7 protein-coding genes are annotated in these 9005 nt (G+C 70.4%); 1 reads left to right on the top strand and 6 read right to left on the bottom strand.

Annotated features, from left to right (window positions below):
- A partial coding sequence (locus VFF46_RS36780; RefSeq protein WP_325041886.1) for an ATP-binding protein occupies positions 1–1703 on the bottom strand: 1703 nt, incomplete at its 3' end.
- 116 nt (positions 1704–1819) lie between these two features.
- Between VFF46_RS36780 and VFF46_RS36785 the strand changes: the two genes are divergently transcribed.
- Entirely contained in the window at positions 1820–2407 is a 588-nt protein-coding gene (locus VFF46_RS36785; RefSeq protein WP_325041887.1) for a dihydrofolate reductase family protein, read from the top strand.
- An 8-nt stretch (positions 2408–2415) separates the two neighbouring features.
- Here the strand turns inward: VFF46_RS36785 and VFF46_RS36790 are convergent, their stop codons facing one another.
- Genes VFF46_RS36790 through VFF46_RS36810 form a run of 5 tightly spaced genes read right to left on the bottom strand, consistent with a single transcriptional unit; the run spans position 2416 to position 8966 of the window.
- Positions 2416–3411, bottom strand: a complete 996-nt coding sequence (locus VFF46_RS36790; RefSeq protein WP_325041888.1) for a MazG family protein — start codon at positions 3409–3411, stop codon at positions 2416–2418.
- Between the two features lie 10 nt (positions 3412–3421).
- Positions 3422–4060 (bottom strand): hypothetical protein, encoded by a 639-nt coding sequence (locus VFF46_RS36795; protein WP_325041889.1) that lies wholly within the window; start codon positions 4058–4060, stop codon positions 3422–3424.
- Positions 4061–4088: 28 nt separating this feature from the next.
- Positions 4089–7718, bottom strand: coding sequence for a transcription-repair coupling factor (gene mfd / locus VFF46_RS36800; protein WP_325041890.1), 3630 nt, complete (start codon positions 7716–7718; stop codon positions 4089–4091).
- A complete protein-coding gene (gene pth, locus VFF46_RS36805) occupies positions 7715–8290 on the bottom strand; it encodes an aminoacyl-tRNA hydrolase (RefSeq protein ID WP_325041891.1) in 576 nt (191 codons plus the stop codon). Before pth ends, mfd begins: the two co-directional genes overlap by 4 nt.
- 37 nt (positions 8291–8327) lie before the next feature.
- Positions 8328–8966 (bottom strand): 50S ribosomal protein L25/general stress protein Ctc, encoded by a 639-nt coding sequence (locus VFF46_RS36810; protein WP_325041892.1) that lies wholly within the window; start codon positions 8964–8966, stop codon positions 8328–8330.
- Between the last annotated feature and the right edge of the window lie 39 nt (positions 8967–9005).

Raw genomic sequence — 9005 nt, forward strand, 5'->3', positions numbered from 1 at the left:
TCAGCGGCCCGCCGTGCGTCCTGCATGAGCTGCTGAACCGCCGCGGGACCGCCGTCCAGGTGCAAGGCGACGCCACCGACAACCAGCCGCGCCTCGGCGAGCGCCTGGTCGTCGCCGGTGGCCTCCGCCAGGTCGAGCGCCTGCGCCGCGTGATCGCTCATCTCCGGTCCAGGTGTACCGACCAGCTCGGTGAATGCCAGCGCGGCCAGCAGACGGCTGCGCAGTACGTCGTCCGCTCCTGGATGCACCAGCTGCACCGCGTGGGACAGGTCGTCGCTCCCGGTACCGTCGATCCGGCATCGCAGCAGCCCGCGCAGACGAAGGAGCCGTGCCGCACGCAGCGGTTCGGTGTGGGGATCGATGACCGCCAGCGCCGCGGTCGCGTGCTCCACGCCGGTCTGTGAGCGACCGGTGGTGTAGGACGCGGCGGCCGCCAGTTCCTGTACGGCCGCTTGATCAACCCCGATCAGGTCTGCCCCGGACCACAGCTCGAGGACCCGGTCCAGCATGTTCAGCTGCTCGTCGTACGCGTACTGCCGTTCGGCTATCAGTGCGGCCCGCCACGCCGCCTCCAGCGCCTTGTCCGGGTGCCCGGCCACGGACCAGTGCTCGGCCAGGGCCGCCGGCGATCCGGTCCCGGCCTCGATCGCCTCCGCGAACCGGGCATGCAGGCGTCGGCGTTCGCCCGGCAGCAGAGCGCCGTACACCGCGTCCCGAATCAGGTCGTGCCGGATCACGTAACCGGTACCGAGCACGGCGACCTGGTTGCGTTCGATCAGCTCGCGTACGGCGTCGTCGGCCGGCTCGCCCGAGACCTCCGACAAGAGGTCGTCCGGGACCGCGCCGCCGGCCACCGCGATGGTCGCGAGTACCTTGCGCGCGGCCGGAGAGAGGTCGCCGATCCGGCCGAGCAGCAGTTCGTTCAGCCCTTCGGAGGAGTCCGCGCCGGAGGCGAACAGGGCCTCGACGAAGAGTGGATTTCCGCTACTGCGACGGTGGATCTCACTACTGGCCAGGGGATGCGGGGCGCGGCCGTCGAGCGCCGCGAGCAACTCGCCGACCTCCTGCCTGCCCAGCGGAAGCAGCTCGAGCCGTACCACCTCGGCGCGCCGGCCGAGCTCGGAGAGCAGCTGCCGGGTGGGGTGCCCCGACGGCAGCTCGCCGGTCCGCATCGTCGCGATCAGCAGTACGGCGGAGGCGTCGAGATTGCGCACCAGGTACACCAGCAGTTCGCGGCTGGACGCGTCCGCCCAGTGCAGGTCCTCCACCACGATGACGAGGGGACGTTCCACCGCCACCCGCTGGAGCAGGCCGAGGATCTCGCCGAACAACCGGACGTGACCGGCCGGTCCCTCCGGCAGGGACAGCTCCGGCAGCCAGCCGGCGAGCGCCGTACCACCGGACGGCAGGGCCGCGGTGAGGCGGTCCGGGCCCCACTCGCGCAGCAGGTTACGCAGGATCGCCAGGAACGGCACCCACGGCGTACCGTCCGCGCCGAGTTCGAGGCAGCCACCGGTCAGCACCATCGGCTCGCCGCCGAATCCGCTGACCGCGGTCGAGACCAGGCGGGACTTGCCGATCCCGGCCTCGCCCGAGACCAGGACGGTCACCGGCTCTCCGGCACGGGCCCGTTCGTAGGCTCCGCGCAGGGCGGTGAGCTCGGATCTGCGGTTGATCAGCACAGGACTGACGGCGGCCCCCATGCGGTCATCCTCGCATCATCCGGGTGCCGGACGAGATGTCGTCAGATCTGATGACGACCCGGGCCGGGGTCTCCGGCGAGAGTTCTAGTCACATTCGAACTCCCGAGGAGAACATCATGAATCGCACTGTGGTCGGCAACATCTCGCTGTCCCTCGACGGCCGCGTCAACGGGCCCGGCGGGGACTACGACATGGGGTGGATCGCCCCGCACGCCGTCACGGCCGGGTCGCTGGCACACATGATCCGGGTGACGTCGCCGGCGACCACCGCCCTGCTGGGCCGGAAGAACTACCAGGGTTTCGGCGGGTACTGGCCGGCCGTCGCGGACGACGAGACGGCGCCGGAGGAGAGCCGGGCGTTCTCGCGCTGGCTCAACGAGACCGAGAAGGTGGTCTTCTCCAGCACGCTGGACGATGCGCCGTGGCAGAACAGCCGGATCGCCGCCACAGACCCGGTCGCCACGGTCAAGGAGCTCCGTCAGCAGGACGGCGGCGACATCGTCGTACTGGCGAGCTCCAGTGTCATCCGCACCCTGCTCGCGGCCGGCGAACTCGACCGCCTGTCGGTCACGCTCTGCCCCGAGCTGGTCGGCGGAGGCGTGTCCCTCTTCGACGAGACCACCGCGGCCTCGTCGTGGAGCCTCACCGACTGCACCCGCACCGAAAGCGGCGCCCTCTGTCTGCTGTACGACCGGACCGCCTGACGGCTCGGTCAGGTCTTCTCGGCGGCGCGCACCTGGTCGGCCAGCGCGGCGACCGCGGTCCGGAGCGCCTGCTCGGCGTCCACACCGTGAGCGCGGGCCTCGCGGACGGTGGACAGCAGATCCCCGCCGATGCGCTCGGCCTCGGTGGTGGGGTTGGGCTGGGGCGCGTCGGTGGGGAGGAGTTTGGCGGCGCGGCCGAGGACCTTGTCGGCGAGGGCCAGGGCGGGGAGGGCGAGGGGGATGCCTTCGAGGACCGAGGAGCGTTGCTTTTCGGTCGCCTTGATGGCTTCCCAGTTGGCTTCGACGGTGGCTACGTCGGTGGCGTCTACGGTGCCGAAGACGTGCGGGTGGCGGCGGACGAGTTTTTCGACGATGCCGGCGGCCACGTCGTCGATCGTGAAGCCGTCGTCCGGGTCCTCCTCGGCGATGCGGGAGTTCAGGGCGACCTGGAGGAGCAGGTCGCCCAGCTCCTCGCGGAGGTGCGCGCGGTCGCCGGTGTCGAGTGCCTCGAGGGTCTCGTACGTTTCTTCCAGCAGGTACTTCGCGAGACTCTCGTGCGTCTCCTGCTGCGTCCACGCGCAGTCGCGGCGGATCCGGTCCATCACGCGGACCAGGTCGATCAGCCTGGCGCCCGGTACGTCGTACGAGCCGTGCACGATCTCCACCTCGTACGGCGGACGCGGCTCGCGCGCGACCTGCGCCGCCACTACGTGCAGCAGGTCCGGCTCCCCGTCGTCACCGACAAGCCAGGCAACCGCACGCCCGGCCTCCGCCGCGGACGACAGCCAGCTCCAGTGCTCGCCGACGCCACCCTCGACCTTGGTGACGGTGAGCCCGGACCCGATCACAGCCTGGACGTCGGCACGTTCCGGGCCACCAGCGGCCGCGATCTCGCCGGCGGTCTCCAGGGACTGCCAGGCAGCGCGGGTCAGGAGGCCTGGGGCTACCCGGGGGCTGGTTACCAGGACCGTGATGCGGCCCGTCGGCCGGTGTGCTTCGGTCACCGGGTCGGGCTCAGCCCTGGCCTTGGCCCTGGCCGCCCTGGGACTGCTGGGCGGCGTCCGCGGCGGCCTTGCGCTTGGCGGCGGTCTGGTCGGACTCCTTCGACAGCGACCCGGAGATCGTGTTGTCGAGGGTGCCGTCGCTCCACTTGCCGAACCGCGGCGCGACCGAGACGTCGATACCCTTCGAGGCCTCGCGGACCGCGAGCACGCCCTGCTGCAGCTTGGCCTGGTTCTGCAGGTCCTTGATGGTGCCGCCGGCGAGCTTGACGGTGATCACCGACGCCGTACCGACCGAGTTCAGGAAGTCGCGGGTGTCCGCGGAGCCCTGGAACTTCTGGTACATGGTCTCGTCCTCGCCGACCGAGCTGAGCGCCGCGGTGGCGGTCTCCGCCGGGGTGACCGTGATCGACTTCTGCTGCCCGATCTCGGAGACCAGCGCGTTGCTGACCAGGATGTTCAGCGCGGCGGTGGTGTTGAAGCTCTGGCCGAGCGCCGTGCTGACCGCGCGCGAGGTGTTGTCGACGTCGCTGACGCTGATCTCGGTCTTGCCGACCACGGCCGCCGCGCCCGGGTGCGTACCCGCCGCGCAACCGCCGGTCAGCAGCACGATCGCCGCCACCGCACCGAGAGCCCGAACCCGTGTGCTCACCGAATCTCCTCGTGTCTCAATAAAGGTCTCACGCCGGCACCACAATAGGTTCGGCGATCACGTCGTCGATCAACCGGGTGCACCACTGCAGCAGCTCCTGGTCACGCAGCGGCTGCCCGCCGATCTGCCTGGTCGCAGGTCTCGGCACCAGAATGGTATGCAACTGCGGCTTCACCAGACTCTTCGGGTACAGCCTGTTCAGCCGCAGCACCTTCGAATCGGGCAGCTCGACCGGCCCGAACCGGATCAGGTTCCCCTGCAGCGTGACGTCGTGCAGCCCGGCCCGGCGGGCGTGGTTGCGGAACTTCGCCACCTCGATCAGGTTCAGCACCGGCTGCGGGATGTCGCCGTACCGGTCGTGCAACTCCTCGACCAGCTCCGCGATCCCGTCGGCGTCCCGGACCGCGGCCAGCCGCTGGTACATCTCCAGCCGGAGCCGCTGCGACGGGATGTAGTCGTGCGGCAGGTGCGCGTCGATCGGCAGCTCGATCTTGACCTCGGGCTCCTCGGCCTGGGTGTCGCCGCGGTACTCCGCGACCGCCTCGCCGACGAGCCGGACGTACAGGTCGAACCCGACGTCCGCGATGTGCCCGGACTGCTCGCCGCCGAGCAGGTTGCCGGCGCCGCGGATCTCCAGGTCCTTCATCGCGACCGCCATACCGCCACCCAGATCGGCGTGCTGCGCGATCGTCGCCAGCCGGTCGTGCGCGGTCTCGGTGAGCGGCTTCTCCGGCGGGAAGAAGAAGTACGCGTACGCCCGCTCGCGACCGCGGCCGACCCGCCCGCGGAGCTGGTGCAGCTGGGACAGCCCGAGCAGGTCGGAACGCTCGACGATCATCGTGTTCGCGTTCGAGATGTCGATCCCGGACTCGACGATCGTCGTACACACGATCACGTCGGACTGCTTCTCCCAGAAGCCCTGGATCACGTTCTCCAGGGTGTGCTCGTTCATCTGGCCGTGTGCGACCGTGACCCGCGCCTCGGGCACCAGCTGGCGGATCCGGGCGGCCGCCTTCTCGATCGTGTTCACCCGGTTGTGGACGACGAAGACCTGGCCCTCGCGGAGCAGCTCGCGGCGGATCGCGGCGGTCACCTGGTGCTCGTCGTACGCGCCGACGAAGGTCAGTACCGGGTGCCGTTCCTCCGGCGGGGTGGCGATCGTGGACATCTCGCGGATCCCGGTGATCGACATCTCCAGCGTCCGCGGGATCGGCGTCGCGGACATCGTCAGTACGTCGACCGCGGTCCGCAGGCGCTTGAGCTGCTCCTTGTGCTCGACGCCGAACCGCTGCTCCTCGTCGACGATCACCAGCCCGAGGTCCTTGAACTGCACCTCGCCGGACAGCAGCCGATGCGTGCCGATGACAACGTCCACCGACCCGTCGGCCAGCCCGTCGAGAGCGGCCTTCGACTCCTTGTCGGTCTGGAACCGTGACAGCGGCGCCACGTTCACCGGGAACGCGGCGTACCGCTCGGCGAACGTCGCGTAGTGCTGCTGCACGAGCAGCGTCGTCGGCACGAGTACGGCGACCTGCTTGCCGTCCTGCACTGCCTTGAACGCGGCCCGGACGGCGATCTCGGTCTTGCCGTAGCCGACGTCGCCACAGACGATCCGGTCCATCGGCATGACGCGTTCCATGTCGTGCTTGACGTCGTCGATCGTGGCCAGCTGGTCGGGCGTCTCGACGAACGGGAACGCGTCCTCCAGCTCCCGCTGCCACGGGGTGTCCTTCGCGAACGCGTGGCCCTTGGTCGCCTGGCGCGCGGCGTACAGCTTGATCAGCTCGCCGGCGATCTGCCGGACCGCCTTGCGGGCACGGCCCTTGCGCTTGGCCCAGTCGCCGCCGCCCATCTTGTCCAGCGTCGGCTGCTCGCCACCGACGTACCGCGTGACCTGGTCGAGCTGGTCGGTCGGTACGTACAACCGGTCGCCGGGCTGCCCGCGCTTGCCGGCCGCGAACTCGATGACCACGTATTCACGCGTGGCCCGCTGCGACCCGGTGCCGACGGTCCGCTGCATCATCTCGACGTACCGGCCGACACCGTGCTGCTCGTGCACGACGAAGTCGCCGGGCTGCAGCTCCAGCGGGTCGATCGTCTTCTTCCGCCGCGACGGCATCCGTTGCGCCGAACGGCGTTCGGCCGCGGACCGCTGGCCGGCCAGGTCGTTCTCGGTGAGTACGGCGAACTTGATGCCCTCGGCAATGAACCCGTGCTCGAGCTGCCCCTGCGAGATCAGTACGACGCCCGGCTCGGGGATGCCTTCGATGCCGTCGACCGCGCGCGCCGGGAGCTCGGCCTCCGAGAACACCTCGGCCAGCCGCTGCGCGGGACCGTGGCCCTCGGTCACGCAGACGACCCGCCAGCCGTCCCGCAGCCAGCCGCGGATGTCCTCGGCCGCCGCGCCGGTCTCACCGCGGTACGGGTCGACCTCGTGCACGGCGAGGATCTTGCTGGTGACCGCGCCGGACTCGGTGTCGATGTCGAACGCGATCCGCTCGCCCATCGAGTCCCGCAGCTCCGGCCCGTCGACCGGCGCGGCCGCGAACGGCGACAGGCTCCACCACGCGAGCCCCTGGCTGAGCGCCTGCGAGCGGACGTCGCCCAGCGACACGTACGCCGCCGCGCCGAGGTCGATCGGGACCTCGCCACCACCGGCGGCCGCGGCCCACGACGCCTCCAGGAACTCCTGGCTGGTCGCGACCAGGTCGTGGGCCCGGGCCCGGACCCGCTCCGGGTCGCTGACGACCACGTGCGTACCGGCCGGCATCAGGTCGACCAGCAGCTCCATGTGGTCGACCAGCACCGGGGCCAGCGACTCCATGCCCTCGACCGCGTGTCCCTCGGCGAGCTTCTCGAGCAGCTCGGCCAGCTCGGGGTGTTCCTTGGCCAGTTCGGCGGCCCGCGCGCGGACCTCGTCGGTGAGCAGCAGCTCGCGGCACGGCGGCGCCCACAGCCCGTGCTCGGCGATCTCCAGGGACCGCTGGTCGGCGACCGCGAAGTACCGGATCTCCTCGACGTCGTCGCCGAAGAAGTCCACCCGCAGAGGGTGCTCCTCGGTCGGCGGGAAGACGTCGATGATGCCGCCGCGGACGGCGAACTCGCCGCGCCGCTCGACCAGGTCGACCCGGTGGTACGCCGCCCCGGCCAGCCGCTCTACGACGTCCTCGAGCTCGGCGGTGTCGCCGACGTGCAGCTGCACCGGCTTCAGGTCCGCGAGACCCGCGACCTGCGGCTGCAGTACCGAGCGGACCGGCGCGACCAGGATCCGGATCGGGCCGGTGGTCTCGTCGGACGGATCCGGGTGCACGAGCCGCCGCAGTACGGCGAGCCGGCGGCCGACGGTGTCCGACCGCGGCGACAGCCGCTCGTGCGGGAGCGTCTCCCAGGCCGGGTAGTACGCGACGGTGCCGGGCTCCTCGACGAGGCACTGCAGCGCCTCGGTCAGCTCCTCGGCCTCGCGGAAGGTGGCGGTGACGGCGAGCACCGGGCGGCCGGCGCCGTTCTGGGCCGCGGCGATCGCGGCCAGCAGGACCGGGCGCACCGGGGTGGGCGCGCTCAGGTCGAGGGTCGTGGCGCCGTCGGCGCGGGCGTCACGGACGGCCTCGGACACCACCGGATCGGTGATCAGGGTGTCGACCAGACCGCTCAGTTTCACGAGTTGTACTTCCCTTGGGTCGCTTCGAGGCCGTCGGTGAGCAGGGACTCGACGGCGTCCGCGGTCCGGTCCACGGCGAACGGGAGGTCCTTGCGTTCGGCCGCGGAGAACTCGTTGAGGACGAAGTCGGCGGGCGCCTGCCGGCCCGGTGGACGACCCACACCGAACCGGACTCGATAGTACTCACCGGTGCCAAGCGATTTCCGGACCGCTTTCAGGCCGTTGTGGCCGTTGTCGCCGCCACCGAACTTGCACCGCAGTACGCCGAAGTCGATGTCCAGCTCGTCGTGCACGACAACCAGGTTCGCCGGGTCCAGCTTGAAGAACTTCAGCAGGCCGGAGACCGGGCCGCCGGACTCGTTCATGTACGCGCGGGGCTTGGCCAGCACCGTCCGCAGGCCGCTGATCCGGGTCTCGATCACCTCGGCCTTGACCTGCTTGCTCTGCTTCCACTTCGCCCCGGTCCGGGCGGCCAGCTCGTCGGCGACCAGGTGCCCGATGTTGTGCCGGGTGCGGGCATACGAAGGGCCGGGATTCCCCAGTCCGACGACCAACCACACGTCGTCCGCCACGGATCCCGGCCCTCCCGAATGTCTTGTGCGGCTGAGACTACTCGGCCGCGGCGGCCACCGGCTCCTCGGCGGGCTGGTCGCGCTCGATGCCGGCTTCGGCCTCGGCCTCGGCCAGCTCGCCCTCGACCTGCTCGGCGGTCGGCTGCGCGGTGACGTTCACGATCAGGGTGTCCGGCTCGATCGCCAGCGTGGAGCCGGTCGGCAGGGTCAGGTCCGACGCGTGGATCTGGGCGCCGACCTCCAGGCCCTCGATCGAGACCGTGATGCTCTCCGGGATGTGGGTCGCCTCGGCCTCGACCAGGATCGTGGCGTGCTCGGTGACGACCAGCGCGTCCGAGACGGCCTCGCCCTCGAGGTGCACGGCGACCTCGACCTGGACCTTCTCGCCACGCTTGACGATCACCAGGTCGACGTGCTCGATGAAGCCCTTCAGCGGGTCGCGCTGGACCTGCTTCGGCAGCGCCAGGTGCGACTCGCCACCCTCGACCTCGATCAGCAGCAGGGCGTAGGCGGTCTTCAGGGCCAGCATGGTGTCGTGACCGGGCAGCGTGATGTGCACCGGGTCACTGCCGTGGCCGTAGAGGACGGCGGGAACCTTGTTGTCCCGGCGGATTCGGCGGGCAGCACCCTTGCCGAACTCAGTACGCGATTCGGCTTGGATCTTGACCTCGGCCACGAGATGAACTCCTCAGATGCGTTGCGGTGATCTGTTGAC

The organism is Kribbella sp. (genome assembly GCF_035655035.1).
Taxonomy (GTDB): Bacteria; Actinomycetota; Actinomycetes; order Propionibacteriales; family Kribbellaceae; genus Kribbella.